Source organism: Streptomyces tagetis (assembly GCF_018069565.1).
Taxonomy (GTDB): Bacteria; Actinomycetota; Actinomycetes; order Streptomycetales; family Streptomycetaceae; genus Streptomyces; species Streptomyces tagetis.
This window is the reverse complement of sequence record NZ_JAGPNL010000001.1, coordinates 1868764-1894168: the sequence shown is the minus strand read 5'-3', so window position 1 is coordinate 1894168 and position 25405 is coordinate 1868764. Positions and strand designations below refer to the sequence as shown.

The 25405-nt window shown below is 73.8% G+C and carries 23 protein-coding genes and 1 riboswitch; of the genes, 10 read left to right on the top strand and 13 right to left on the bottom strand.

Annotated elements, in window-relative coordinates; genetic code table 11:
- Positions 1–20: 20 nt before the first annotated feature.
- From J5Y05_RS08125 to ssuE, 3 genes are all read left to right on the top strand, one after another.
- Positions 21–1361, top strand: coding sequence for an NtaA/DmoA family FMN-dependent monooxygenase (locus J5Y05_RS08125; RefSeq protein WP_210869507.1), 1341 nt, complete (start codon positions 21–23; stop codon positions 1359–1361).
- A 119-nt stretch (positions 1362–1480) separates the two neighbouring features.
- Positions 1481–2260, top strand: a complete 780-nt coding sequence (locus J5Y05_RS08120; RefSeq protein WP_210869505.1) for an alpha/beta hydrolase — start codon at positions 1481–1483, stop codon at positions 2258–2260.
- Between the two features lie 83 nt (positions 2261–2343).
- Positions 2344–2901 (top strand): NADPH-dependent FMN reductase, encoded by a 558-nt coding sequence (gene ssuE / locus J5Y05_RS08115; RefSeq protein ID WP_210869503.1) that lies wholly within the window; start codon positions 2344–2346, stop codon positions 2899–2901.
- A 72-nt stretch (positions 2902–2973) separates the two neighbouring features.
- Here the strand turns inward: ssuE and J5Y05_RS08110 are convergent, their stop codons facing one another.
- Genes J5Y05_RS08110 through J5Y05_RS08100 form a run of 3 tightly spaced genes read right to left on the bottom strand, consistent with a single transcriptional unit; the run spans position 2974 to position 5620 of the window.
- Positions 2974–3633: a response regulator gene (locus tag J5Y05_RS08110; RefSeq protein ID WP_210869502.1), complete on the bottom strand. Its 660-nt coding sequence runs from the start codon at positions 3631–3633 to the stop codon at positions 2974–2976.
- Entirely contained in the window at positions 3630–4733 is a 1104-nt protein-coding gene (locus tag J5Y05_RS08105; RefSeq protein WP_210869833.1) for a sensor histidine kinase, read from the bottom strand. The genes J5Y05_RS08110 and J5Y05_RS08105 overlap by 4 nt, the downstream gene beginning before the upstream one ends.
- A 47-nt stretch (positions 4734–4780) precedes the next feature.
- Entirely contained in the window at positions 4781–5620 is an 840-nt protein-coding gene (locus tag J5Y05_RS08100; RefSeq protein ID WP_210869500.1) for a CPBP family intramembrane glutamic endopeptidase, read from the bottom strand.
- A 266-nt stretch (positions 5621–5886) separates the two neighbouring features.
- On the opposite strand from J5Y05_RS08100, the gene J5Y05_RS08095 reads away from it, so the two are divergent.
- Together J5Y05_RS08095 and J5Y05_RS08090 are read left to right on the top strand one after the other, a co-directional pair.
- Positions 5887–6762 carry an endo alpha-1,4 polygalactosaminidase gene (locus J5Y05_RS08095; protein WP_210869498.1) on the top strand — a complete coding sequence of 292 codons (876 nt, stop codon included), beginning with the start codon at positions 5887–5889 and terminating at the stop codon, positions 6760–6762.
- 390 nt (positions 6763–7152) lie between these two features.
- On the top strand, positions 7153–8091 hold the full coding sequence (locus J5Y05_RS08090; protein WP_210869496.1) for a TauD/TfdA dioxygenase family protein: 939 nt from the start codon (positions 7153–7155) through the stop codon (positions 8089–8091).
- Positions 8092–8158: 67 nt separating this feature from the next.
- Here the strand turns inward: J5Y05_RS08090 and htpG are convergent, their stop codons facing one another.
- The 6 genes from htpG to J5Y05_RS08060 form a co-directional block, all read right to left on the bottom strand.
- Entirely contained in the window at positions 8159–10057 is a 1899-nt protein-coding gene (gene htpG, locus J5Y05_RS08085) for a molecular chaperone HtpG (protein ID WP_210869494.1), read from the bottom strand.
- A gap of 149 nt (positions 10058–10206) precedes the next feature.
- Positions 10207–10422, bottom strand: coding sequence for a hypothetical protein (locus tag J5Y05_RS08080; protein WP_210869492.1), 216 nt, complete (start codon positions 10420–10422; stop codon positions 10207–10209).
- 126 nt (positions 10423–10548) lie between these two features.
- Complete coding sequence (locus tag J5Y05_RS08075) at positions 10549–11532, bottom strand: MASE1 domain-containing protein (RefSeq protein ID WP_210869490.1); 984 nt, start codon at positions 11530–11532, stop codon at positions 10549–10551.
- 57 nt (positions 11533–11589) lie between these two features.
- Positions 11590–12459, bottom strand: coding sequence for a PP2C family protein-serine/threonine phosphatase (locus tag J5Y05_RS08070; RefSeq protein ID WP_210869489.1), 870 nt, complete (start codon positions 12457–12459; stop codon positions 11590–11592).
- A 136-nt stretch (positions 12460–12595) separates the two neighbouring features.
- Positions 12596–13873 (bottom strand): phosphopyruvate hydratase, encoded by a 1278-nt coding sequence (eno, locus tag J5Y05_RS08065; RefSeq protein WP_210869487.1) that lies wholly within the window; start codon positions 13871–13873, stop codon positions 12596–12598.
- Positions 13874–13965: 92 nt separating this feature from the next.
- Entirely contained in the window at positions 13966–14460 is a 495-nt protein-coding gene (locus J5Y05_RS08060; RefSeq protein ID WP_210869485.1) for an inorganic diphosphatase, read from the bottom strand.
- A 240-nt stretch (positions 14461–14700) separates the two neighbouring features.
- Positions 14701–14773, top strand: a riboswitch (Fluoride riboswitch).
- A gap of 27 nt (positions 14774–14800) precedes the next feature.
- Here J5Y05_RS08060 and J5Y05_RS08055 point away from each other — a divergent pair.
- Positions 14801–15292: an inorganic diphosphatase gene (locus J5Y05_RS08055; RefSeq protein ID WP_210869483.1), complete on the top strand. Its 492-nt coding sequence runs from the start codon at positions 14801–14803 to the stop codon at positions 15290–15292.
- A 31-nt stretch (positions 15293–15323) separates the two neighbouring features.
- Here the strand turns inward: J5Y05_RS08055 and J5Y05_RS08050 are convergent, their stop codons facing one another.
- Together J5Y05_RS08050 and J5Y05_RS08045 are read right to left on the bottom strand one after the other, a co-directional pair.
- Complete coding sequence (locus J5Y05_RS08050; RefSeq protein WP_210869481.1) at positions 15324–15869, bottom strand: hypothetical protein; 546 nt, start codon at positions 15867–15869, stop codon at positions 15324–15326.
- Positions 15870–15877: 8 nt separating this feature from the next.
- Positions 15878–16162 (bottom strand): DUF211 domain-containing protein, encoded by a 285-nt coding sequence (locus tag J5Y05_RS08045; RefSeq protein WP_210869479.1) that lies wholly within the window; start codon positions 16160–16162, stop codon positions 15878–15880.
- 521 nt (positions 16163–16683) lie between these two features.
- Here J5Y05_RS08045 and J5Y05_RS08040 point away from each other — a divergent pair.
- The 3 genes from J5Y05_RS08040 to J5Y05_RS08030 all read left to right on the top strand — a co-directional run bounded on the left by J5Y05_RS08040 (position 16684) and on the right by J5Y05_RS08030 (position 21823).
- Positions 16684–17982 carry a PP2C family protein-serine/threonine phosphatase gene (locus J5Y05_RS08040; RefSeq protein ID WP_210869477.1) on the top strand — a complete coding sequence of 433 codons (1299 nt, stop codon included), beginning with the start codon at positions 16684–16686 and terminating at the stop codon, positions 17980–17982.
- A gap of 492 nt (positions 17983–18474) precedes the next feature.
- Positions 18475–19851, top strand: coding sequence for a ricin-type beta-trefoil lectin domain protein (locus J5Y05_RS08035; protein WP_210869475.1), 1377 nt, complete (start codon positions 18475–18477; stop codon positions 19849–19851).
- Between the two features lie 82 nt (positions 19852–19933).
- Complete coding sequence (locus J5Y05_RS08030; protein ID WP_210869473.1) at positions 19934–21823, top strand: ricin-type beta-trefoil lectin domain protein; 1890 nt, start codon at positions 19934–19936, stop codon at positions 21821–21823.
- Positions 21824–21854: 31 nt separating this feature from the next.
- Here J5Y05_RS08030 and J5Y05_RS08025 read toward each other — a convergent pair whose 3' ends face one another.
- Together J5Y05_RS08025 and J5Y05_RS08020 are read right to left on the bottom strand one after the other, a co-directional pair.
- Positions 21855–22532, bottom strand: a complete 678-nt coding sequence (locus J5Y05_RS08025; protein WP_210869471.1) for a DUF305 domain-containing protein — start codon at positions 22530–22532, stop codon at positions 21855–21857.
- A gap of 79 nt (positions 22533–22611) precedes the next feature.
- The gene (locus J5Y05_RS08020; RefSeq protein ID WP_210869469.1) at positions 22612–23547 is read right to left on the bottom strand and encodes a DUF1996 domain-containing protein; all 936 of its coding nucleotides are present in this window, start codon (positions 23545–23547) and stop codon (positions 22612–22614) included.
- A 319-nt stretch (positions 23548–23866) separates the two neighbouring features.
- On the opposite strand from J5Y05_RS08020, the gene J5Y05_RS08015 reads away from it, so the two are divergent.
- Positions 23867–24922, top strand: a complete 1056-nt coding sequence (locus tag J5Y05_RS08015) for a LacI family DNA-binding transcriptional regulator (RefSeq protein WP_210869467.1) — start codon at positions 23867–23869, stop codon at positions 24920–24922.
- Positions 24923–25405 lie beyond the last annotated feature (483 nt).

The window sequence follows — 25405 nt, the reverse complement described above, 5'->3', positions numbered from 1 at the left end:
CGCTTTCGAGAGGAACAGCCATGTCCCGCGGAATCCACCTCGCCCTGCACCCGTACGGTGTAGGCGGTCCCGGTCAGCACGGCCTCTGGAAGGACCCGCGCGTCGCCAAGAACGCGAGCATCGACATCGGTTACTACATCCGGCAGGCGCAGGCGGCCGAACACGCCCTCTTCGACGCCCTGTTCATCGTCGACAGCCAGTTCATCAACGCCACCTACCCCGCCCACTACCTCAACCGGCTGGAGCCGCTGACCCTGTTGTCGGCGGTCGCCACCCACACCCGGCACATCGGCCTGGTCGGCACCGCCAGTTCGACGTACAACTCCCCGTTCAACCTGGCCCGCCGCTTCGCCTCCCTCGACCTCATCAGCGGGGGCCGGGCCGGCTGGAACGTGGTGACGAGCTTCGACACCGGCACGTCGAGGAACTTCGGCCTCGACGAACACCTCGACTACGCCACCCGCTACGGCCGCGCCCTGGAGTTCGTCCAGGTCGCCCGGGGGCTGTGGGACTCCTACGAGGACGACGCCTTCCCCGCCGACGTGGAGCGGGGCGTCTTCCTCGACCCGCGGCGGCTGCACGCGCTGGACCACGTGGGTGAGCACTTCAGGGTCGCCGGGCCGCTGAACGTCTCGCGCTCGCCGCAGGGGCAGCCCGTCATCTTCCAGGCCGGGGTCTCCGCCGAGGGCCGCGACCTCGCCGCCCGGGTCGCCGAGGGCGTCTACGCGCCCGGCGGCACCCTGGAACAGGCCCGGGAGTACTACGCGGACGTCAAGCGGCGTGCCGCCGCCCACGGCCGCGACCCCGAGCACCTCAAGGTCTTCCTCCACGGCGGACCGGTCGTCGCCGCCACGGACGCGCGGGCCCGGCGCCGTGAGCGGGAGATCTTCGAGGAGGACAACGACTTCGACCGCAACCTGGCGCTCCTGGGCCGCTCCTTCGGCGCGTACGACTTCGGCGTCCACGACCTGGACGCCCCCTTCCCGGACGTCGCCCACCTGGCGGAGAAGGGCGGACGCACCGGCGCGGCACAGATCATCCGGCGTGCCCGCGAGCAGGAGCTGACGCTACGTCAAGTCGTGGAGAGCGTGGCCGCGTTCCGTGAGTCCCCGTTCGTCGGTTCCCCCACGACCGTCGCGGACACCATCGAGGAGTGGTTCGCGGCGGGCACCCTGGACGGCATCAACCTCGCCTTTCGGACCGACGACGACCTCGAACTCTTCGTCGACGGCGTGGTGCCGCTCCTCCGGGAGCGCGGCCTGTTCCGCACCGCGTACGAGGCCGACACCCTGCGGGGCCACCTCGGCCTGCCGGTCCCCGCGAACCGCCACACCCGCGTGCGCGAACGCGCGGGCGGGTGAGGGGGCGGGTGAGGGGGCCCGCCACGAGCCCGCCCAGCGAGTACGCGGCCTCGCTCAGCCCCCGTCCACTCCCCGGTCGACGCCGCCCCCCCTTCCCCGTTTCCCGCCAGGAGCCCGAGATGACCGAGCACGCCGCCTACACCGACCACCACGCTCCCGAAGGGCCGGCCCTCCGCGGCACGGTCGTCGTGGTGCCGGGCCGGGGAGAGACCCGGGCGACCTACCACCGGCTGGGCCGCCGGCTGGCCGCCGACGCCTACCGCGTCCGGGTCGTCGACGCGGCACGCCTCGACGCCGACGACCCGGCCGGCCGGCTGACCGCCTTCGGCGCCCGGATCGCCGAGGCCGTCGGGGGCACCGCGGGCCCCGACGGTGTCGTCGGCCCCGTGGTCCTGGTGGGCGCCGACACCGGAGCCGTGGCGGTGGCCGCGCTCCTCGCAACGGCGAGCGGGGAGGGGCCCGCCGGGCTCCGCGCGGACGCCGCCGTCCTCGCCGGGCTCCCCGCGCGCACCGCGGCCTCCGGCACCTGGGACGACGAGTTGGCCGTCCGCACCTCCTGCCCCGCCCACCGGGGCACGCTCCGCGCCGACGCCGCATTCCGCCGGGGCGCGCTCGGCGAGCCGGTCCCCGGCGCCCTGCTCGCGCTCGCCCACGAGAGCGGGGCGGGCGTCCCGGTGCTGATCCTCGCCGGGGAGGCCGATCCGCTCGCGGACCGCGACGCCCTCGCCCGGATGGCGAAGTCCCTGCCCCGGGCCCGCCTCTCGGTCGTCCGGGGCGCCCACCACGACGTCCTCAACGACCTCCAGCACCGCTCGGTCGCCGCCGAGATCGTCACCTTCCTGGAAGCGCTGCGCAACGGACTCCTGCCGCCGGTCACGGTGGAGTCGAGCGCCTGGTGAGCGCCCCCGGGGACCAGTCCCCGGCCCGCCCGCGCCGCGGCGGCCCGCACCCCTCCCGCACACCGAAACCGAAAGGTCTCCCCATGGCCACCGTCCTCTCCGTCTCCGCAAGCCCCTCCCCCGCCTCCCGCACCGCACGGCTCCTCGCTCACCTCGACGACCGGCTCCGGGACCAGGGCCACGACGTGGTCTCCCTGGAGGTGCGCGACCTGCCCGCCCGCGCCCTGCTCGGCGCCGACCTCCGCCATCCGGCCGTCGTCGAGGCCGCCTCGCTGTTCGAGCGGGTGGACGGCGTGGTGATCGGCACCCCCATCTACAAGGCCGCCTACTCCGGGCTGCTCAAGTCGCTGCTCGATCTGCTCCCGCAGTACGCGCTGGCCGGCAAGACCGTGCTGCCGCTCGCCACCGGCGGCAGCACGGCCCACGTCCTGGCCATCGACTACGCCCTGCGGCCGGTGCTCACCTCGATGGGCGCCACGCACGTCGTCCCGGGCTGGTTCACGCTCGACACGGACATCACCGTCGGCGAGGACGGGACGGTCGGCCTCCCGGTGGGCACGGCGGAGGCGCTGGCCGAGGTCACGGACCGGTTCTCCGCCGCCCTGCGCGGCCGTACGGCGGTGCTGGAAGCCGGCGCCTGAGACACGGCCGTTCCGGCCGGCGGACCCCGCGTGCCCGGCGCCGGCAAGACCGGCGCGGCGGTGGGCCTCCCGTCAGGTCACCAGCCCGCGCCGGTAGGCGTAGACGACGGCCTGGACGCGGTCGCGCAGGCCCAGCTTGGCGAGCATGCGGGAGACGAACGTCTTCACGGTCTCCTGGCTGATGAGCAGGGTCGCGGCGATCTCGCTGTTGGAGAGGCCGTCGGCGATGAGGCGGAGGACCTCCAGTTCGCGCGGCGTCAGCGGCACGTCCCCCGTGGAGTCCTCCGCCGGGCGGATGCGGGCCGCGTACCGGCCGACGAGCTGCCGGGTGACCTCCGGGTCGAGCAGCGCGGCGCCGGAGGCCACGGTCCGGATGCCGTGGAGGAGCTGGGCCGGCGGGGCGTCCTTGAGCAGGAACCCCCCGGCGCCGGCGCGCAGCGCCTCGTAGACGTACTCGTCCAGGTTGAACGTGGTGACCACGAGCACCTTGACGGGGTGGGGCACGCCCGCGCCGGCCAGGAGGCGGGTCGCCTCGATGCCGTCGAGCACGGGCATGCGGACGTCCATGACCACCACGTCGGGCCGTAATCGGGCCGCGAGGTCGACCGCCGTGCGGCCGTCCCCGCACTCCCCCGCCACCTCCAGGTCGGGCTGCGCGTCGATGATCGTCACCAGTCCGGTGCGGACGAGCATCTGGTCGTCGCAGACGAGGACCCGGAGCGGCGCCGTCACGAGGGGTTCCCCGCCGGTATGCGCGCCTGTACGAGGAAGCCGCCGCCGGTGCCGCGGCCGGCGCTGAAGTCGCCGCCGAGGACGTCGACGCGTTCGCGCAGTCCGGCGAGTCCGCGTCCGCTGCCGCCCGGGGAGGCGGTGCGCTCGCCGGCGCCGTCGGTGCCGACCTCGACGCTGATCTCCCGTTCCCCGTGCCGCACCCGGACCGAAGTGCGGCTGCCGTGGGCGTACTTGAGGGCGTTGGTGAGCGCCTCCTGTACGACGCGGTAGGCGACCAGGTCGGCGCTGCCGGTCGATTCGGCCGGGGTGCCCTCCTCGGTGAACTCCACGGGCTGTCCGGCCCGCCGGGTCTGTTCCACGAGGGTGAGGAACCGGCCGACGGGCGGTGTCCTCGCTTCGCGGCCGTGGTCGGGCTGGAGCAGGTCGAGCAGGTGGCGCAGGTCGGTGATGGCCCGCCGGCCGGTGTCGGTGACGGCGGTGAGGGTCTGGTCGAGGCGGTCCGGCGCGGCGGTCAGGTAGCGGGCCGCCTCGGCCTGGACGACCATCGCGGTCACGTGGTGGGTCACCACGTCGTGGAGTTCGCGGGCGATGCGGGCGCGTTCGGCGGCACGGGTCTCCTCGGCGACGCGGTGCCGGCGCTCCTCCTCGGCGGCTCGGGCCGCGCGCAGTCCGGTGCCGAGGCCCCAGGCGAGCCCCAACGCCAGGTAGAGCAGGAGCATTTCACCGACCGGCTCGCCGGAGCCGATCCGGTGGAGGACCACCGCGAACAGGAGGAACGCTCCGGTGAAGGCGAGCGCCGTGGCCCGTCGGTACCGCTCCGTCAGTGAGGCGACGCTCACCAGCGCGATGGGCAGCGCGGTGCCGGCGAGCGAGTGGTACCCGCGGAGCTGGTCGACGGCGAACCCGGCGGACACCAGGGCGAGGCAGACGACCGGCCACCGGCGGCGCACCGCGAGCGGCAGGCACTCCAGCGCGATCGCGGCCACGGCCAGGGCGTCGTACGGACGGTGCGGGACCCCGCCGACCTGGGTGCCGTGGCTCTGGAAGGAGGGCAGCAGCGAGGCGGCGAAGAGGACCAGCGCGAGCGGGACGTACCACATCCGCACGTCGCACCGTCGGACCAGCTCCCGGGCCCGGCGCAGTGCGTTCACCGGGGCAGTGTAGCGACGTCGGCGAGCCGCCCGGAGCGGCGTCCGCCGAGCGGGACCAGCGTGCCGCGCCGGCGGGCCAGCCAGAGGAACGCGATCGTGACCAGCGCGCCGAACACCACGGCGTAGACGCTGCCTTCGGGGCCGAAGTCGCCGCCGGTGACGAGCGGCGAACCGGAGGTGGTGGCGTCGAGCAGCCCCGGCGGGGTGTCGTTGCCCGAGACCTCGGTGCCGAAGATTCCGGCGGCGGCGAAGTTCCAGCCGAAGTGCAGGCCGATCGGCACCCACAGGTTGCGGGTGGCGGCGTAGGCGGCGGCGAGCGCGCCGCCCGCCTCGACCGCGATGGCGACGGCGCCCCACGCACTGGCGTTCGGGTTGAGCAGGTGGACACCGCCGAAGAGGAGACCGGTCAGGGCGAGGGCGATCCAGGTGCCCCAGCGTTCCTCGACGATGCGGAACAGGACGCCGCGGTAAAGGACTTCCTCCGTCACCGCGGCGGCGGCCATGAAGCCGAAGAGGCCCGCGGCGCCGGACGGGGAGTCGATGCCGTGCACGTGATAACCGCCGAGGAAGGCGATGTTGGCGATGACCGCGCCGAACCAGACCAGGCCGATGACCAGTCCGCGCAGGATCGCGGGGACGGCGCCCTCGCGGGCGGTCTCGGTGACCGCCCGGTGTTCGGTGCGGCGCACCACCCATCCGTAGACGAGCACCGTGAGCACGGCGGTCAGGAGGCCGAGGGCGAGGGTCGGCCAGGGGTGTCCGTCGACCGCCTTCGTCGCCACACTGCAGACGACGGTGATCGCCATCACGGCGAGGAATTGCCAGACCAGCCTCATGGAGCGTCCTTCGGGGGAGTCGCGGCAGGGGTGCCGCGGGATGTCTCGAACGCTACGGACCCCGGGGTGCCGGATCGTCACCGTACGGAGGACACCTGCGTGTAGCTCTCCCGGGGGACAGGCCGGGTCCGGGGCGGGGAGCGCGGTGGTTTGCCGGGTGGTTTCGGGGTCGGTTAGGTTTCCCGGGCCGGTTCGCGTACCGGCCGGCCGCCGTCTCCCCCGACCGCGCCGTCGCGGGGTGGGCCCGTCCGAGGGAGCCGCCTGACATGTCCGCCGACCGGTTCGCCGTCCTCCGGCCGGCCGCGCTGCTCGCGGTGGCCGCCGTCCTGACCGCGTGCACGGGCACCGGGGGCTCGTCCGGCGGCGGCGACGGCACGCCCCGGGACGCCTTGAGGGTGACGCCTCCTCCGGCGCACGCCGGGTTCGACTACCAGCTCGGCGGCGCCTATCCCCCGCCCGAGGGCGTGGAGGTCGTCGTCCGCGACCACACGGCCTCGCCCGCCCCCGGCCTGTACAACGTCTGTTACGTCAACGCCTTCCAGGCCCAGCCCGACGCGGAGGACACCTGGGAGCCCGGCCTCTTGCTGCGCGAACGCGGCGGCGACGGCGGCGATGGCGGCGGTGGCGGGAAGGTCGTGATGGACACGGACTGGGACGAGGCGCTGCTCGACATCGGCAGCGAGGACAAGCGCGAGCGGATCGCCGAGAAGGTCCGTGGCTGGATCGACACCTGTGCCGACAAGGGCTTCGACGCCGTCGAGCCCGACAACTACGACAGCTACACCCGCGCCCCGAAGGGCCTCCTCGACGCGGACGACGCGAAGGCGTTCCTCACCCTGCTCGCCGCCCACGCCCACGACCGCGGTCTGGCCATCGCCCAGAAGAACACCCCCGAACTGGCCTCCGCCCGTGGGGAGGTGGGCGCCGACTTCGCCGTGGTGGAGGAGTGCGGACGCTACGAGGAATGCGGCGACTACACCGACGCGTTCGGCGACCGCGTCCTGGTCGTCGAGTACGACGCGGCCGGACTGGACCGGGCCTGCGCGGGGTGGGGAGACCAACTCTCCATCGTACGGCGGGACCTGGACGTCACGCCCGAGGGCGACCCCGGCCACGTACGGGAGACGTGCGGGGACGGGTGAGGCGGCCGGGGGCCAAAGGGGCCCCGTTGACAGAAGACGGGCGTGATCACAGAATCGTCGCCATGACCACGTACTGGTTCGTCAGGATGTCGGGGGCTCCGCGCGTCCCGGACCGAACCGGCTGCGAACGCTCCGGCCGATAGCGGCCTCACCCTCAGAGCCCGGCCCGGTCCTCTGACCCCGCCACCGCTCTCCCCCCGCCTCCCCCTTCCCGGTCGACGGCCCCCGCGCAGAGGCGCGTTCCGGTCCGCCGCCCCGGCGTGTTCCGCGTACCCGCTGCCGGCGGGTGCGCTCCTCGGCGTACGCGGTCCTGCCACGGTCCGCGTCCCGTCACCTCCCCTCACCCCCGCGACCCCGTTCGAACCCCCGTGTGCAGAGGAAGGACGTCCCATGACCGTCACCAACACCGCACCGGCCCCCGCCCTGCGTGAGGCGCGTATCCCCGGCGACGGCATCCACGAAGGACGGCGCGTCCTGCGCCGCGTGCCCGAGGGATGGCAGGAGCGGCCCTACGAGCTGTTCGCCGTCGAGCCGCAGGCCCGCACGATCGGCGCCGTGATCAGCGGTGTCGACCTGTCCCGCCCGCTCGCCCCGGAGCTGCGCGCCGAACTCCACCGGGCCCTGCTGGAGTGGAAGGTCCTCTTCTTCCGGGCCCAGCACCTCACCTCCGAACGGCAACGCGCCTTCGCCCGCCACTGGGGCGAGCTGGAGACCAACCCGCTGCTCGCCGCCGGGTCCGCCGAGGACGTGGTCCGCTTCGACAAGGGCGGCGGCTCCACGCCGACCTTCGAGAACGTCTGGCACGCCGACGTCACCTTCCGCGAACGCCCGGCGCTCGGGGCGGTCCTCCAGTTGCGGGAAGTGCCGCCGGCCGGTGGCGACACCCTGTGGGCCGACATGGCCGCCGCCTACGACAACCTCCCGCGGGAGGTGCGCGACCGCGTCGACGGGGCCCGCGCGGTGCACGACTTCATCCCCGGGTTCGCCCGGTTCTACGGGCCCGAGCGGCTCGCCCCGCACCAGGACCGGTTCCCGCCGGTGGAACACCCGGTGGTGCGCACGCACCCCGACACCGGGCGGCGCCTGCTCTTCGTGAACGCGTCGTTCACCACGCACATCACCGGCATGCCGCGCGAGGAGAGCGACCGGCTGCTGCGCCACCTCTTCCAGCAGGCGCACGTCCCCGAGTACCAGGTCCGCTTCCGCTGGCAGCCGGGTGACGTGGCGTTCTGGGACAACCGGGCCACCCAGCACTACGCGGCCTACGACTACGGCACGCACCGCCGGGTCGCCGAACGCGTCGCCATCGCGGGCGACCGCCCCGTCTGACCCGGCCGGCGGCGCACGGCCGCGCGGGGTCCGTCACCCCGCCCGGCCGTGCGCCGGGACGGCCCCGCTACAGGGTGCGCTCCAGCCGGTCGGCGACCAGCGACACGAACCGGGCCGGTTCCTTCGGCCGGCCGCCCTCGGCGAGCACCGCGAGGGCGTGGAGCAGGTCGGTGGTCTCGGTCAGCTCGGTGCGGTCCTCGCGTTCCGTGTAGGCGCGGTTGAGGGCCTTCACGAGTTGGTGCTCCGGGTTGAGTTCGAGGATGCGCTTGGCCCGCGGCACCTCCTGGCCCATCGCGCGGTACATGTTCTCCAGCGCGGGGGTGAGTTCGTCGGCGTCGGAGACGACGCAGGCCGGGGAGACGGTGAGGCGGGAGGAGAGGCGGACCTCCTTGACGTCGTCGGCGAGGTGCTCCGTCATCCAGCCGAGCAGAGCGGCGTACGCCTCGCCCTGCTTGTCCTTCTCCTCGTCGGCGGTGCCGTCCTCGTCGCCGCCGAGGTCGATCTCGCCCTTGGCGATGGACCGCAGCCGCTTGCCCTCGTACTCGCCGACCGCGTCGACCCACACCTCGTCGACGGGGTCGGTGAGCAGCAGGACCTCGACGCCCTTGGCGCGGAAGGTCTCCATGTGCGGGGAGTTCTCGATGGCCTCGCGGGACTCGCCGGTCATGAAGTAGATGTCGTCCTGGCCCTCCTTCATCCGCTCCGTGTACGCGCGAAGGCCGGTCGGCGCCCCGGCGTCGTGGGTGCTGGCGAAGGAGGCGGCGGCGAGGAGGGCGTCACGGTTCTCGGAGTCGGTGACCAGGCCCTCCTTGAGGACCGCGCCGAACTCGCGCCAGAAGGTGGCGTAACGCTCGGGCGCGGACTCCCGCATCTCCTTGACGGTGGAGAGGACCTTCTTCGTCAGGCGCCGCCGCATCATGCGGATGTGCCGGTCCTGCTGGAGGATCTCGCGGGAGACGTTGAGCGAGAGGTCCTGCGCGTCGACGACGCCCTTGACGAAGCGCAGGTAGGGCGGGAGCAGTTCCTCGCAGTCGTCCATGATGAAGACGCGCTTGACGTAGAGCTGCACACCGCGCTGGTAGCCCTGGGTGAACAGGTCGTGCGGCGCGTGGGAGGGGAGGAAGAGCAGGGCCTGGTACTCGAAGGTGCCCTCCGCCTGGAGGCGGATCGTCTCCAGGGGTTCGCGCCAGTCGTGGCCGATGTGCTGGTACAGCTCGCGGTACTCGTCCTCGGAGACCTCCTCGCGCGGGCGGGCCCACAGCGCCTTCATCGAGTTGAGCGTCTCGGGCTCGGGCGTGTCCTCGCCCTCGCGCGGCTCGGGGACGAGCCGGATCGGCCAGGTGATGAAGTCCGAGTACCGCTTGACGATCTCCCGCACCTTCCAGGGGGCGGCGTAGTCGTGGAGCTGGTTCTCGGCGTCGGCCGGCTTGAGGTGCAGGGTGACGGAGGTGCCCTGGGGCGCCTCCGCGACGGTCTCCAGGGTGTACGTGCCCTCGCCCCGCGACGACCAGCGGGTGCCCTCGCTCTCGCCCGCGCGCCGGGTGAGGAGGGTGACCTCGTCCGCCACCATGAACCCGGAGTAGAAGCCGACGCCGAACTGGCCGATCAGCCCGTCGGCCCCGGCGGCGTCGCCCGCCTCGCGCAGCTCCCGCAGGAAGGCGGCGGTGCCCGAGTTGGCGATGGTGCCGATGAGCCGGGTGACCTCCTCGTGCGACATGCCGATGCCGTTGTCCCGCACGGTGAGGGTACGGGCCTCGGCGTCGATGTCGATCTCGATGTGCAGGTCGCTCGTGTCGGCGTCGAGGGTGTCGTCGCGGAGCACGGCCAGACGCAGCTTGTCGAGTGCGTCGGAGGCGTTGGAGACGAGCTCCCGCAGGAAGACGTCCTTGTTCGAGTAGACCGAATGGATCATCAGCTTGAGGAGCTGACGGGCCTCTACCTGGAACTCAAACGTTTCGGTCGGCATGGTGGGTGATTACCTCACAGGTCCGGGCTTCTGCACTGGCCAGGTCACTCTAGGACAGGCCGGGCGGGTGGCGGAGGCGATCGGGGGCGACCCGCTCCGGACGGGCGGCGGGGGTGGCGCGGGGGTGCGGGCCGGGAGGCGGCGGGGCGTCAGTACGTCCAGTCGTGGGGGCCTCCGCCGCGCCATTCGACCCACGGCGCGGCCTCGACGTCGGAAGCCTCGACGTCCTCCACTCCGGCGCGGCGCAGGAACTCGGCGATGTCCAGGAGGGTGTAGGCAAGGCCGACGAAGGAGCCGTCGAAGCGGACGCGGCGTCCTCCGTCCTCGCCGGGCGGGTAGACGACGACGGACAGGTCTTGGGCCATGCCCTCAGCATGTGGGGCCGGGCCGCCGGGCGCACGCCGTGGGGCGCGGGGGGCGCGGGGGCGCGGGAGGCGGGGGGCGCGGGAGGCGGGGGGGGCGGGGCGCGGGGCGCGCTCGCCCACGGTGGCTCAGTCGCCGTCCTGGCCGGGCTGTCTGCGTCCGGAGCCGGCGGAGAGGTGTTGCAGCGCCTCGACCAGTTCCTGGCAGGCGCGTTCGACCGAGCGCCGGGTGTTGTGCTGCTCGGTGATGACGGAGGAGAGCAGAAGCGCCGTCAGGCCGATGGCGCCGTTGAACGCCTGGAGCTTGATCATCACCTGGTCCGGGGAGAGCCGCCCGAAGGAGCCGGAGCCGGTGCTGGCGGTGATGGTCACCAAAACGGAGGCGAGCAGGGCGCAGGGCATGCTCCCGGCGAGTTCGAAGCGCAGCGCGGCCCAGATGAGGAGGGGGAAGACCAGGAACATCAGGCCGATGGAGCTGCGGGTGACCAGCGGTACGAGGACGCAGAGGGCGAGGGTGAGGCCGACCGCCTCCCGCCAGCGTCCGGTCGGAGGCGGGAGGCGTGCCCGGTACAGCAGGAGCAGCAGCGGGGTGACGATGACGACGCCCATCGCGTCCCCGGCCCACCAGGCGAGCCACACGGTCCAGAAGTGGGCGGTGTCGAGGCGGCCGGTGGAGAGGATGACGCCGACGCCGACGCCGGAGCTGATCACCATGGCGGTGAGCGCCCCGAGGAAGACGAGGGCCAGTCCGTCGCGGAGCCGGCTGAGGTCGAGCCGGAAGCCGACGGCGCGCAGCAGGACGTAGGCGCAGGCGGGGGCGGCCGTGTTCCCGGCAACGATGCCGACGGCCGTGGGGCGCAGGGTGGTGAGGGACATGACGACCAGGAGGGAGCCGAGGGCGATGCCGGGCAGGCAGCGCGGGCCGCGGATGAGCAGGCAGGCGACGGCGACTCCGGTGGGCGGCCACAGGGGGGTGACCACGGCCCCCTCCACGACCAACTGGAGCAACAGGCCCAGGCGTCCCGCCCCGTAGTAGCAGCCGGCGACGAGCAGCGTCTCGACGAGGAGAGCCACCGGCCGCGGCCAACCATGTATGCGCACCACAGCAGCCATGAGACACCGGTACGGTGCGGTCGGCCACGCGAGACCGGGTGCGGGCGGCCTTCCGGGCTACCCCGTGTCCCCCGGGGCGGTGCCGTCCGGCCGGTGGGCGGCGTGGCCGTCGTGACCGTCGTGGCCGACGACGAGGACGGCGGCGTCGTCCTCGTGACCGACCGTCGTGGCGTTCTTGATCACGGAGGACGCGAGCGAGTCGGCCTCCATACCGGCGACCGCGGCGACGCCCGCGAGCCGGACGACGTGGTCGAGGCCGTCGTCGATGCTCAGTGACGGTCCCTCGACCACGCCGTCGGTGAGCAGGACGAGGACGCCGCCGGTGGTGAGCCGGTGCGGGGTGACCGGGTACTCGGCGCCCTCCATGACGCCGAGGGGCGGTCCGCCCTCGTCGTCGAAGACCCCGGCCTCGCCGTCGGCGGTGGCCCAGACGCAGGGCACGTGTCCGGCGCGGGCGCTGTACAGGATGCCGGTGGCGGGGTCGAAGCGCATGAAGGTGCAGGTGGCGAAGAGGTCGCCGCCGAGGGCGAGCAGCAGGTCGTTGGTGCGGGCGAGGAGGTCGCCGGGCTCGCTGGTGACGGAGGCGAGGGCGCGCAGGCCGACCCGGATCTGGCCCATGAAGGCGGCGGCGTCGATGGTGTGCCCCTGGACGTCGCCGACGGAGAACCCGAGGGAGCCGTCGGGCAGGAGGAAGGCGTCGTACCAGTCGCCGCCGACGTTGAGTCCGGCGTAGGCGGGCGAGTAGCGGGCGGCCAGCCGGAAGCCGGGGACGGCGGGCATGTCGGCGGGGAGCATGCCGCGTTGCAGGGCGATGGCCAGCTCCACCTGGGACCGTTGCAGCTCCGCCAGCTCGCGTGCCTGGGCGGTCAGCGAGGCGAGCCTGGCCAGCAGCTCGTCGGCGTCTTGTACGGGTTGCTTGCGGAACATCGACCGCTCCCGGGTGGTCGGCGGTGCCCCGGGCGGGCGGCCGGCGCCGGGGCGCCCGCGCCGGGGACGGCCTGGCAGGGGTGTGGGGTCCGGGGGCCGGGCCCCGGGACGGGGGCTGGGGTGGAGGTGGGGGCGGTCAGGGGCCGGCGAGGCCGTACGGCAGGGCGGGGTCGGCGTCGGCGATGGCGAGGAGCCGGTTGTACTTGGCGATCCGCTCGCCGCGTGCCGGGGCGCCGGACTTGATCTGGCCGGTCCCGGCGCCGACGGCGAGGTCGGCGATGAAGGTGTCCTCGGTCTCGCCGGAACGGTGGGAGACCATCTGCGCCCAGCCCGCCTCGCGGCAGACCCGGAGGGCCTCCAGCGTCTCGGTGACCGTGCCGATCTGGTTGACCTTGATGAGGGCGGAGGTGGCGGCCCGCCGGGCGACGGCCTCGGCGATGAGGGCGGGGTCGGTGACGAAGACGTCGTCGCCCATGATCTGGACGCGGTCGCCGAGGCGGGCGGTGAGACGGACCCAGCCGTCCCCGTCGTCCTCGGCGAGACCGTCCTCCAGGGACCACACGGGGAAGCGGTCGACGATCTCCTCGTAGCGGTCGATGAGCGCGTCGCTGGTCAGCGCCTCGCCGTCGATCAGGTAGCGGCCGTCGGCCGGGCGGCGGAACTGCCCCGCGGCCGGGTCGAGGGCGATGGCGACACCGTCCCGGCCGGGGGTGTACCCGGCGTCGGTGATCGCCTCCACGAGCAGGGTCAGGACGTCCTCGGGCCGCCGGATCGCCGGGGCGAACCCGCCCTCGTCGCCGAGGCCGGTGGAGTGCCCGGCGGCGGACAGGCGGGCCTTGAGCCGGGCGTAGACCTCGGCGCCGGCGCGGACCGCCTCGGGGAAGTCCGGTGCCCCGAGCGGAGCGAGCATGAACTCCTGGATGTCCGGTCCGCCGGTGGCGTGGGCGCCCCCGTTGACGACGTTGAAGTGGGGCACCGGGAGGCGGGGCGTGGTCCCGGCGGTGCGGGCGAGGTGCTGCCAGGGACCGCGTCCGGCGCGGGCGGCCTCGGCGTACCAGGCGGCGAGGGAGACGCCGACGACGGCGTTGGCGCCCAGCCGGGACTTGGTGCCGGTGCCGTCCAGGTCGATGAGGGCGCGGTCGATCTCCGTGGCCGAGGCGAAGTCGCGGGCCGCGAGGGAACGGGCGATCTCGCCGTTGACCTGGCCGGCCGCGGTGAGCACGCCCTGGCCTCCGTAGCGGCCGGGGTCCGCGTCCCGCAGCTCGACGGCCTCCCGGGTGCCGGTGGAGGCGCCGGCCGGGACCCCGGCGCGGACGCGGATGCCGTCCTCGGTGGTGAGGCTGACGGCGAGGGTGGGGCGGGCACGGGAGTCGAGGATCTCGACGGCGTGCAGCTCGGTGATCCGCAGGGGCATGGGGGGCGGTCCCTCCGGTCGGGGCGGGGGCGGGGTGACAGGTGACAGGGGCAGGGGCAGGGGTCAGGCAGGGGCAGGGGGCGGCGGACGGTTCAGCCGTGCGAGGGGGGCTTTCGCGCGCGGACCCGGGACGCCTCGATCTCCGCGTACGCCTCTTCGCGGCCCTCCCAGTGGGAGCCCTCGACGGACTTGCCGGGTTCGAGGTCCTTGTAGACGTCGAAGAAGTGGGTGATCTCCAGGCGGTCGAAGTCCGGCAGGTCGCCGATGTCCTGCACGGCCGCGTGGCGCGGATCGCCCGCGGGCACGCACAGCACCTTCTCGTCCGGGCCGTTCTCGTCCCGCATGAGGTACATGCCGACCGCCCGGCACCGGATGACGCACCCCGGGAAGGTCGGGTCGCCGGTGAGCACCAGCGCGTCGAGCGGTTCGCCGTCGCGGCCCAGGGTGCCGTCGACGTAGCCGTAGTCCGCCGGGTACTGGGTGGACGTGAAGAGCATCCGGTCCAGCCGGATGCGGTGCAGGGCGTGGTCCATCTCGTACTTGTTGCGGGACCCCTGGGGGATCTCCACGATCACGTCGAACTCCACCGTGTGCTCCTCGTCCGTCGCGTCGGCCGCGCCGGGGACCGGCGGTGCGGGCCGCGGTCCCGGTGGCGGCCCCCGTCGGCGGCGCGTCCGGCGCTCTCACAGTCTCGCCCCCACGCCGCCCGCCCGGCGTCCGGACCGCGGGCCGGACTGGGCCGTCCGGGTGAACGGGTGCCGTGGCGGGCGACGGCGGGCGGGGTGCCCGCGGCGTGGTTGGCCCCGTCCCGGGGCGGGCACACTGGAGGTGACGAGGGCGATGGGGCCCGCCGCGACCGCACGAGCGAGACGGCACCGTGCTGATGGCCTCTACGTGGATGACGGACGACCACGGGAGGTGCCCGCGGTGGAGGTGACGGTGGTGGTGGAGGCGACGGTGGGAGCACCGTTCGCCCCGGCGGACGGATCGGACGGCTGGACCCAGGCGTCGGCGGGGTCGACCCGGGTCACGGGGTACCCGGTCGGCGCCGGCCTCATCGACGCGACGCTCACCGAGGACGGCGAGCCGACGGCCGCCCTGGTCCTGATGGAGGAGCCCGCGCTGCCCGGCCGTTCGGTGCGCGCCCGGCCGGTCGCACTGGTCCACGCCCTGGTGGACGGACGGCCGCGGGCCGAGGTGATGTGCGTGCCGGCGCACGATCCCAACTTCGCCGCGCTGACCGGACCGGTGGCGCTGCGCGAATGGCACGCGGACGAGGAGACCCTCGCCGTCGTCCTGCACCGGCTCGACCCGGACCACCACTGGCGGGTGGAGCACTGCGAGGGCCCGGTGGCGGCCGAGGCCCTCCTCGACGAGGCCCGGGACGCCTACGAGCGGTTCACCGGCCGCCCGGAGTGACCGGTGGCGCCGCCGGGCGCGGCGGCCGGGTTCAGGTGATGTGCAGCCAGACGCCGATCCAGGTCACCGCCACTCCCCCGCAGCCCAGCACGACCGCCCACCGCAGCGAGCTGCCCGCGAACAGGCGGCCCAGCGCGGCCCCCAGCGCGGCGAGGGTGCCCACCGCCAGGACCACCACCATCCAGGAGAGTCCGGGCAGCGCGGCCCCCACCAGCAGCGGCACCACGGCGCCGGTGAAGCTCGCGGTGCAGGCGATCGCGGTGGCCAGCGCCGACCGTGCCATCGCCTGCCGGCCCAGCCGGGTCGCGGCGAGCTGCCCCGGCTGGGTCATGTTCAACTGCCGGGACGCCCGCATCAGGTGGGACCGCCGGTCGGCGTAGTCGGCGACGAACACGGCGAAGGCCGCGGTCGTCAGCGAGGCCAGTCCCACCCGGACCGCCAGGTGGTAGCCGACCGGTGCCCCTTTGCCGACCAGCGAGGCCGCGGCGAGGGTCAGCGCGTTGAGGAGGCCGTCCACCAGTCCCAGCACCAGCGGCAGGGTGGAGCCCGCGGCCAGGCTCCGCAGCAGCCTGGGCATCGTCGCCGTCATCGTGACCGCGGCGTGTTCTCCAGGGTGAACGCGCCCGCCACGACCTCGTCGATGCTGTGCACCACGGCGCCGGTCCGCTCGATGGCCCGGGTCAGGGCCTCGACGTCGATGCCGTCGCCCTCCACGGTGACGTTGGTGCCGACGGTCTCGATGTCGATCTCGGTGACGGCGATGTTCACGGCCTCGACGCCGGGCACGGCCTCGATCACCAGGGCCAGCTCGACCAGACCGGGTTCGTTGACGGTCTTGTCGACGTCCAGGACCAGCCGCCGCACGCCCATGAGCCGATTCCTCCTCCGCTCGTCTGCGCCCAGCGTGCCCGGAACCCGTGCTCCACCGCACGCGCAGAGCGCCGTACGGGCTCCGGGCGGGGGCGCCGGGCCGGGCGGGGGCGCCTGCGCCCGGCCCGGCGGGGGCGGGGCCCGCGCCCGTGCGGGCGGCCGTCCGCGCGGGACGCGTTGTGGCGCGCGCGACCGGCGGGGCGCCGGGGACCGGACGCCCGGCACGCGGCACGCGTCCGGGATTGCACGTGTCGCGTGCCGGGGAACAATGGGCGTACGGCGGTGCCGCGGCTCGCCGGGACACGCCCCGCGGACCGCGCGACACGCCGGCGACACGCCGGGCGGTGTCCGTGGTGCGGTGCTGTACGGCGGTCGGCGTGTCGCGCGTCGCCGGAGGCGACGCCCGGTACCGGCTCCGGCCGCGTGGGCCTCGTGGCGCCGCCGCGAGGGCTCCGTGCCGCCGCGCACGCGGGTTCCGACGCGCCGACGGACGCGGCGACGACGTAGCGCAAGGACGACGTATGACGAAGAGGGAGTCCGGGCGGCCGGAGGGGCCGGTGTCACCGTCCTCGCCGGAGGTCTCCGCGGCCCGTCTGCGCCTGCTCGCCGAGGCGACCCGGGCGCTGGCGTCGAGCCTGGACGCGGCGGAGTCGCTGCGCCGGCTGGCCCGGCTGGTCGTGCCGCATCTGGCCGACGCCTGCGTCGTCGACGTCCTCGAGGGCGACGGACTGCGGCGGCTGACCGTCACGGACCGCGATCCGGAGCGGGCGCTGCGCGTGCTGCCGGGCGGTTTCCTCCCCGGGCCGGACGACTCGTCGGCCCCGCTGGCGCGGGTGCTGCGGGGCGGGGGGCCGATGATCGTGACCGAGTTCCACACCTCCGACCCGGTCGGCTCGCTCCAGGCCGCGCAGTGGGCGCTGTACCGCACGCTGGGCGCCGGGTCCGCGCTGATCGTGCCCATGCGCGTACGGCAGCAGACGCTCGGCGCGCTCACCTTCGTGCGGCACGCCCCGGCGGCGCCGTTCGACGAGCAGGAGCAGGCGCTCGCCGCCGACCTGGGGCACCGGGCGGGCCTCGCGCTGGACAACGCCCGGCTGTACGCGCTCCAGCAGTACACGGCCGAACAGCTCCAGCTCTCGCTGCTGCCGGACCTGACGGGCCTGGCCCACCTCCAGCTCGCCGCGAGTTACGTGGCGGCGCGGGAGCGGGCCGAGGTGGGGGGCGACTGGTACGACGCGTTCCCGCTGCCGGACGGTTCGGCGGTCCTCGCCATCGGGGACGTGATCGGGCACGATCTGGCGGCTGCCGTCCGCATGGGCCAGTTGCGGAACATGCTGCGCGCCCTCGCCTACGACAGCGGCGACGACCCGGCCGGGGTGATGAGCCGCCTGGACAACGTCATGCAGGGGCTGACCACCATCGAACTGGTCACCGCGATCATCGCCCGGCTGGAGACGCCGGAGCGCGGCCCCTGGCGGCTGCGCTGGACCAACGCGGGCCATCTGCCGCCCCTGCTGGCCCAGCCGAACGGGCGGACCCTGCTGCTGGAGGAGGGGCACGCGCCCATCCTGGGCGTCGATCCCGGACTCGACCGGACGACGGCGTGCGTCACGCTGCCCGCCGGGTCGACGCTGCTGTTCTACACGGACGGGCTGATCGAGCGGCCCGGCGAGGACATCGGGCGCGGGCTGACCCGGCTGCGGCAGCAGGCCGCCGCGCTGGCCCGGCAGCCGCTGGCCGTCTTCCGCGACGAGTTGCTGGACCGGTTCAGCAACGACCAGCAGGACGACATCGCGGTCCTCGCCCTGCGCGTCCCCTGACGACCGGGACCTCAGGACCGCGTCCCCCGGACTGCCCGCACCACAGGACCGCGTCCCCGGACGGCCCGGACCACACGACGGTGGCAGCCCAGGGCCGCCGCCGTCAGGGGTGCGCCGGGTGGAGGCCGAGGCCGTGTCGATGACCTCGTCCAGCAGGGCCCGGGAGCGCCGCAGGTCCTCGAATCACGCGGTCGATCCGGTCCCGCTCCGCCTCCGGCTCGCGCGAGGAGCGCTCGCTCACCGTACTCCCGGCGGAAGTTGAAGGGAGGGCGCGGGATTCCGGCCGGTGCCGGTTCACCCTTCGAAAGGAACACGCCGACCACACCTCCCCCGCTCCCCGCATCTTGACGTGTCTGGTTCAGACCTTTAAGTTCATCGGTCACAAGGATGCTTCAGACACACATCCATGGTTCACATCCATGAACGGGCATCCGTGTTCCGGCACCGCACCCCCCACCCAGCCCGCCCAGCGCGAAAGGCTGTGCCCTGCCCATGACCAGACTCCCCCTCACCCGTCCGCCCGTGCTGCGCGCCGGGCTCACCGTCGCCGCCCTCTCCCTCGCCGCCGGGGCCCTGACGGCCGCCCCGGCCTCGGCCGCCACCGGCCAGATCACCGGCCTCGGCGGCAAGTGCGTGGACGTCGCCGGCGCGAACAGCGCCAACGGCACACCCGTCCAGCTCTACGACTGCAACGGCACCGCCGCCCAGCAGTGGACGGCCGGCGCGGACGGGAGCCTGCGGGCCCTCGGCAAGTGCCTGGACGTCGTCGACCGGTCCACCGCCAACGGCGCCAAGCTCCAGTTGTGGGACTGCACCGGCTCGGCGAACCAGCGGTGGACGCTGACCGCGGCGCGGGACATCGTCAACCCGCAGGCCGACAAGTGCCTCGACGCCACCGACCAGTCCTCGGCGAACGGCACCCGCCTCCAGATCTGGAGCTGCACCGGCGCCGCCAACCAGAAGTGGAACGCACCCGCTCCCGACGGGCCGGGAGGGGGCGCCCCGATGGCCGTCGCGCCGTACCTCTACAACGGGTGGGGCAGCCCCCCGAGCCCGACCACCGTCACCAACGCGACCGGCGTCACCTGGTACACGCTCGCCTTCGTCCTCAGCAACGGCTACTGCAACCCGCAGTGGGACGGCAGCCGCCCGCTGACCGGCGGGGTCGACCAGCAGACGGTCACCACCGTGCGCGCCAACGGCGGGGACGTCATCCCCTCCTTCGGCGGCTGGAGCGGCAACAAGCTGGAGAGCTCCTGTGCCAGTGCCGGGGAACTGGCCGCCGCGTACCAGAAGGTGATCAACGCCTACGGGCTCAAGGCCATCGACATCGACATCGAGGCCGCCGCCTACGACAGCCCGGCCGTCCAGCAGCGGACCGTGGACGCGCTGAAGACCGTCAAGGCGAACAACCCCGGCATCAAGGTGTACGTCACCTTCGGCACCGGGCAGAACGGCCCCGACACCAGCCTGATCAACCGGGCGGCGGCGGCCGGGCTCACGGTCGACGCCTGGACCATCATGCCGTTCAACTTCGGCGGCAACGGCCAGAACATGGGCACCCTCACCACCCGCGCCGCCGAGGGTCTGAAGACCGCGGTGAAGAACGCGTACGGGTACGGCGACGACCAGGCGTACCGGCACATGGGCATCTCGTCGATGAACGGCGTCACCGACGTCGGCGAGGTCATCACGGTCGCCGACTTCCGCACCATCCTGGCCTACGCCCAGCAGCACCACCTCGCCCGGCTGACGTTCTGGTCCGTCAACCGCGACCGGCCGTGCTCCGGCGGCGGCGCCGACACCTGCTCGGGCGTCTCCCAGCAGCCGTGGGACTTCACCCGCGTCCTCGCCCAGTACCGCGGCTGATCCGGGCCCTTCCCGCCCCGCGGCTCGTCCACGGCACCACCACCCCGACCCCCCACGCACCGTGTCGAGAAGGGCATTCCCCATGACGAGATCCACGCGAAGGCCGGCCGGAACGGTCCTCCGGCTGGCCCGGGTGCTCCTGGCCGGAGCGCTCGCCGCGACCGGCCTGTCGGCCGCCGCCGCGCCCGCGCGGGCCGCGGGCGAACAGGTCACGGTCTGGCTCACGACCACCGACGACGGCGGCGGCCGGCACGTCACCCGCGGACTGGAACGGCAGACCCCGTTCTCCTTCCAGTCCGGCACCGGTGGCGGCGGCACCGGCATCACCGTCGACGAGAACACCCGCCACCAGACCTTCACCGGCGGCGGAGCCTCCTTCACGGACACCGCGGCCTGGCTGATGAAGGGCTCCGGGGCACTCTCCCAGGCCACCCGGGACGAGACGATGCGCAAGCTCTTCTCCCCCACCGACGGCATCGGCCTGTCCTTCGTCCGCAATCCGATGGGCGGCTCCGACCTCGCCCGCTTCGGCTACACCTACGACGACCTGCCGGACGGGCAGACCGACCCCACGCTGGCCAGGTTCTCCCTCGCCCACGACCTCCAGGACGTCCTGCCCCTGACCAGGCAGGCCAAGCAGCTCAACCCCGCCCTCACCACGGCCGCCTCCCCGTGGACCGCGCCCGCCTGGATGAAGGACAGCGGACAGCTCAACGGGGGCTGGCTGAAGGCCGAGCACTACGGCACGTACGCCGACTACTTCGTGAAGTACCTCCAGGGCTGGCGCGACCAGGGCGTGCCCGTCGACTACGTCACCGTGCAGAACGAGCCGACCTGCTGTTCGGGTTACCCGTCCATGAGCTGGAACGCCTCCGGGCTCGCCTACTTCACCAAGAGCGAGCTGCTGCCCAGGCTGCGGTCGGCCGGGCTGGGCGCCAAGGTGCTGGCGCACGACTGGAACTGGGACACCTACGACGCGTACGCCGCGCAGACGGTGGACGACCCGGCGGTCCGCGACCATCCGAACTTCGGCGGCATCGCCTGGCACGGCTACGGCGGCGACGTCGCCAAGCAGACCGAGATCCACAACAGGTACCCGGCGCTGGACGCCTTCCAGACCGAGCACTCCGGTGGCACCTGGATCGGCCACCAGCAGCGCGAGGACATGATGAACATCATCGACTACACCCGCAACTGGGCGAAGTCGGTGACCAAGTGGTCCCTCGCCGTGGACCAGAACCGGGGCCCGCACAACGGCGGTTGCGGCACCTGCGACGGGCTGATCACCGTGCACAACGGGGACGCGCGGCACGGCCAGGTCGACTACACCGTCGAGTACTACACGATGGGCCACCTCACCAAGTTCGTGAAGCCGGGCGCCCACCGGATCGCCTCGACGGCGAGTTCGGCCGTGCCGAACGTGGCCTGGCGCAACCCCGACGGGTCGAAGGCGCTGATCGCCTACAACGACTCGACGAGCGCCCGGCAGACCACCGTCACCTGGGGCGGACAGCACTTCACGTACACGCTGCCGGGCCGGACGTCGGCCACCTTCACCTGGTCGGGCACGCAGAGCGGTGGCCCGCAGACCTCGGGCACGCTGGTCGGGCTCGGCGGCAAGTGCCTGGACGTGGCGGGCGGGTCGAGCGCCGACGGCACCCCGGTCCAGCTCTGGGAGTGCAACGGGTCGCAGGCGCAGCGCTGGACGCTCCAGGCGGACGGTTCGGTGCAGGCGCTGGGCAAGTGCCTGGACGTGACGGCGGGTTCGACGGCCGACGGCGCGCAGGTCCAGCTCTATACGTGCAACGGCACGGGCGCCCAGCGCTGGCGGTACGAGACGGCGGCCGGTGACCTGGTGAACACCGCGGCCGACAAGTGCCTGGACGCCACCGGCAATTCCTCCGCCGACGGCACCCGGGCACAGATCTGGACGTGCACGGGCAACGCCAACCAGAAGTGGCAGGTGCGCTGACGGACGTCACCGCGCCCCCGGTCCTGTCCCGTCAGGCCGGGGGCATGGTGCGTTCGGCGTCGGCCGCCGACTCCCGGGCGTCCCGGGCGAGTTCCCTGGTTCGGGGGTCGGCGTCGGCGGCGAGCAGGGCGTCGGCCAGCTTCACCGTCTGGCGCAGGTGGGCGTGGAGCGTGGTGCGCAGCAGCCGGTCGAAGGCGGGGCCGCGGGCCGTCTCCAGTTCGCGGAGGGCGGCGGCGCTCGCCATGCCGGGCATCTCGTGCCCCTCGTGGGGGTTGCCGTCCGGCAGGCCGGCCTCGGCCGACAGGGCGCGCAGGGCGGTCAGTTCGGTGCGGTGGTGGGCGGCGAGGCGGGCCGCCCAGTCCGCGAGGGCGGGGTCTCCGGCGCGGTCGGGTGCCCGTTCCAGGATGTCCCGGGCCTGGTCGTCCATGGCGATCGTCAACTGGAGCCAGCCGATGTCGGTGCCGCTGAGCCCGCCCGCCAGGCCGGTGCCGGTGTTGCCCGTACCGGTGTCGCCCGTATCCGTGCCGGTCTTCGGGCCGGTGGCGGCGCCGGACGCGCCGGCGGAGGCCGGTGCGGACGGGGTGTCCGTCGTGGCCGGGGCGGAGCACCCCGGTACGGCGAGCGCGCAGAGCAGGGCGGTCGTGGTGAGGGCCCGCCGGACCGCTCCGGCCGGCCGTGCCGTGTCCGCCCTGTCGGTGGTGTCGGCCATGTCGGCCCCTCCGCTCGGTTCGCCGTTCCGGGGTGATCGTGGTGCTCGTGGTGCTGTTCATGCCGGTGGTGCCGCAGGGTCAGGACGGGGTGCCGTCCGCGCCGCACTTGACGATGACGTTGATGCAGTTGGTGACCCGTCGGGCGAGTTCGGCCTCGGGCCACGCGTTGAAGAAGTCACCGTGCATCGTGTAGCCGGGCCCGGAGGCGAGGCGCAGGCCCTGGGTGCCGCCGGAGACCGGGTAGCGCAGGACCTGGCGCAGCTTGGGCACGGGTACGGGGTGGCTGGCGGGGCAGGTGCCGGCCACCGGGTAGGACATGTGGCTCTGGTGGTCGGCGGAGTCCAGGTCCTTGCCGTTCCAGCACTGCGGGAAGTCCAGGTAGGACTCCAGCATCGAGCCGGCCGGGCAGGTGACGAAGTCCTTCGAGGGGGCGACCTCGCCGTGGTGCAGGCAGGACCAGCGGGCCACGGAGCTGGGGTCGTTGACGCCGGTGGCCTTGGCGTTGCCGGCGACGACGCGCAGGCCCTGCGGGAAGGGCCGGATGCGCTGGATGACGTCGTCGTGGACGCCTTCGCCGAGGTAGTAGAAGGTGGTTCCGGTCGGTTCGACCGGCTGGTCGTCGCGGTAGAGGGTGGGGACCCAGTAGGACGAGGTGTCCACGGCCGGGGCGCAGGTGGTCTGGGAGCCCAGCAGGTCGGTGACGCGGGTGTGGGCGTTGGTCACGCGGCTGCCGAAGAAGCTGTGCATGTGGGAGGCGCCGGGCAGCCCGGGGAAGACGATCGGGTCGTCGGGCAGACGGTGGCTGTAGGGGCATTCGGCGAGGAACTCCGCCACCCGGACGACCTCGGCGCCCTGGGGGACGGCGTCGATCCGGGTGCCGTCACGGCCGGTTCCGGCGGGCGCGGTGCCCGCGTAGAGGGTGGCGAACAGCAGGCCGAGGGCCGCCAGGGCGGTCGTCCAGGCGCGGCGTGCTCGGGGGCGCCGGGTGGGGGGTCGGGGGAAGCGTACGGACACAGCACTCCTCCTGGGGAAGTGGTGGGGACTGTTCTTCCCGGAACCGGTTCCGGTACCGGTTCCGGCCTTGCCGAGTGAGTGAACCTATATGACATGTATCCGTCAATACTGTGCGCCGTGATCGGTACGTTCCGGAGGCCGCCGGGGCTTCCGCCCGGGGGAGACCGGGCCTGCCGCCCACGCCTCGCGGGCCCACTCCCCCGTGGGGCACGGGGTGTTGACGCTCCCGGGACGTTGCTGTTTCACTCGGTCGTCGCGCGCCGGAAGCGGTTCCGCCGCGGGTGGTCGCGGCCCCCGGCCCTGCACAGCGGAGGTTGCGATGCGAGTCACCATCGCCGACGTGGCCCGAGCGGCCGGGGTGAGCAAGACGACCGTCTCGCGGGTGCTCAACACCCGTGGGGAGGTGGACCGTTCGACGGCCGCACGGGTACGTGACGTGATCGACCGGCTGGGTTACGTACCCAGTTCCGGGGCGGTGGGGCTGGCCCGGGGGCACAGCCGCACCATCGGCATGCTCGTCCCGTCGCTGACCTGGCCGTGGATGGGCGAGGTCGTCCAGGGGGTCGTCGACACGGTGGAGGCGGCCGAGTTCGGGCTGCTGCTCTTCACTTGCAACCGGGGTGCCGAATCGGTGGAGCGGTTCACCGGCCAGGTGTCGGCGGGCGCCTTCGACGGGCTGCTGGTGGTGGAGCCGGAGGACACCCTCGACACGCTGACGGCCCTGCACCGCAAGGGACTTCCGGTGGTGCTCATCGACGACCGGGGCCATCATCCCGAGTTCCCGTACGTCACCGCCGCCAACCGCGAGGGGGGTGCCGCGGCGGCACGCCACCTGCTGTCCACGGGCCGCCACCGGCCGCTCGTCCTCGCCGGACCGACGCGGTTCGGCTGCGTACGGGACCGGGTCGCCGGCTTCCGCGAGGTCTACGCGGCCCATGGCCGGAAGCCGGGCCCCATGGCGGTGGCCGAGAGCGACTTCACCGAGGCCGACGGCCGCGAGGTGGTGCGCCGGCTGCTGGCCCGGGGGCGGGAGTTCGACGCCGTGTTCGCGCTCAACGACCTGGCGGCGGTGGGCGCCATGGCCGCCGTGCACGCGGCGGGGCTGCGGGTGCCGGAGGACGTCGCGGTGATCGGGTTCGACGACATCCCGGCGGCCCGTCTCACCCGGCCCGCGCTGACCACCGTCCGGCAGCCGATGCGGCTGATGGGCGAGACCGCCGCCCGCCTGCTCCTCGCCCGCCTGACCGGGGGCGCCTCCCCCTCCGCGCCGGTGGTGCTGCCCACCTCGGTGGTGGTCCGCGAGTCCGCCCCGAGCCGGGCGGAGGGCCCCCTCCCGCGCGGGGGCCTCGTCGACTCCCGCGCGACGGAAGGCTGATCACGGGCGAGCGGGGCGCCTCCTCCGCCGGGGCCCCCTGCGAGCACCGCCCCGCCACGCGCGGGGCGCTCCCGGGCACATCGTCGGCGTTTCGGCCATGTCGGGACATGAGGCCGGCTGTGCGGCGCAAGGGCCGGCTTGGCCGCGGTCCGCGCGATGCGCTCTGTCCCGGGGGTCGGCACACGGCCGAAACACATGTGTTCGAAACCTGGCTCGGCCTCGTTGAGCCGCACGAAGGAGAAGGAGCCCCGCTCCCGGAGGAGTCCCCGGACCGGACCGGACGGTCCCGGACCGCCGTGACCGCCGCGGACCCCCGCGGACCCCCTGCGGCCCCCCGTGGACGGCCGCGGACCCCCGGGCCGCTCCGGGCTCCCGTGCCAGGAAGGACACCACTGTGAAGCGACCCCCCGGCGCACCGCGCGCCCCGCTGACCCGCCCTCCGTCCCGCCGGCGCCGGGACGGCTCCCGGACCGCCCCCTCGTC